Source organism: Arthrobacter sp. Y3223164, from assembly GCF_059091005.1.
Map to the genome: position 1 here is coordinate 1 of NZ_JBNHGF010000617.1, position 1,125 is coordinate 1,125.

Below are 1,125 nucleotides of genomic sequence, written 5' to 3' on the forward strand. Positions count from 1 at the left end.
TCCCGCCGGCCGTCGCCAACGCCCGCGCCGAGGCGGAGATCCTCGCCGAGGCGGCCGGCCACCCCCTCGAGCCGTGGGACTGGGCCTACTATGCGGAGGTTGTGCGCCGCCGCGACTACAGCGTGGACCTGGCCGGACTGCGGCAGTACTTCGAGCTCGAACGCGTGCTCGCCGACGGCGTCTTCTTCGCCGCCAACCGGTTGTACGGGCTGCGGTTCGAGGCCAGGCCGGACCTCGCCGCCTATCATCCGCAGGCCCGGATCTGGGAAGTGATGGACGACGACGGTGCCCGGCTGGGCCTGTTCATCGGTGACTTCCATACCCGGGACACGAAGAACGGCGGTGCCTGGATGGATTCGCTGGTCGAGCAGTCCCACCTGCTGGGACAGCGCGCCGTCGTGATGAACAACCTGAACATCCCGAAGCCCGCTCCCGGCGAGCCGGCCCTACTCAGCTACGACAACGTGGTGACGCTTTTCCACGAGTTCGGCCATGCGCTGCACGGCCTGCTGTCCCGGGTGGAGTACCCCAGCCTCTCGGGCACCAACGTGCCCCGGGACTTCGTGGAGTACCCGTCGCAGGTCAACGAGATGTGGATGCTGGAGCCGGAGGTCGCCGGCAACTACGCCAGGCACCACCTGACCGGCGAGCCGCTGCCGCGGGAGGTGGTGGACCGCATCAAGGCTGCGCAGCTGTGGGGCGAAGGCTTTGCCACCACCGAGTACCTGGCCGCGTGCGTGCTCGACCTGGCCTGGCACAGCCTGCCCGCCGGGCAGCGGGTCGAGGATCCGCCGGCCTTCGAACGGCAGGCACTGGCCGACGCCGGAATTGACCTGCCCCTGGTCCCGCCGCGCTACCGCACCGGCTACTTTAAGCACATCTTCGCCGGCGGCTACGCGGCGGGCTACTACTCCTACCTGTGGAGCGAAATCCTCGACGCCGACACGGTCGCCTGGTTCGCCGAAAACGGCGGACTCCGGCGCAGCAACGGAGACCGTTTCCGCCGCGAACTGCTCTCACGGGGCAACAGCATCGACCCGCTGCAGGCCTACCGGAGCTTCCGCGGACGGGACGCCGACCTCGCGCCGCTGCTGGCCAGGCGCGGCCTCGACCGGGACAGCAGCG

At 69.5% G+C, this 1,125-nt stretch carries 1 protein-coding gene; it reads left to right on the top strand.

The features are described 5' to 3' along the window. On the top strand, positions 1 to 1,125 hold a 1,125-nt coding region (locus AC5RUJ_RS16895), incomplete at both ends, for a M3 family metallopeptidase (RefSeq protein WP_494156322.1).